General features: G+C 46.3%; 1 tRNA gene. It reads left to right on the forward strand.

The features are described from left to right. The first annotated feature begins 134 nt into the window (after positions 1-134). Positions 135-219: transfer RNA gene (locus tag AKG98_RS23060), tRNA-Leu, on the forward strand. The last annotated feature ends 27 nt before the right edge of the window (positions 220-246 follow it).

Consider the following 246-nt stretch of genomic DNA (forward strand, 5'->3'; position numbering starts at 1 on the left):
GAGCCCCGGATTGTGATTCCGGTTGTCGAGGGTTCAAATCCCTTCAGTCGCCCCATATTCGATAACATAGATATTCTTTTAGAATTGAGTTATCACCCTTGTTAGAGTTACCTGCTAGCAAGTAGAAAAATTGTGCGGAAGTGGCGGAATTGGTAGACGCGCTAGATTTAGGTTCTAGTATCGCAAGGTGTGAGAGTTCAAGTCTCTCCTTCCGCACCATGTTCGGTGATTAGCGCAGCTTGGTAG

This window comes from Moritella sp. JT01 (assembly GCF_001574435.1).
Lineage (GTDB): Bacteria > Pseudomonadota > Gammaproteobacteria > Enterobacterales > Moritellaceae > Moritella.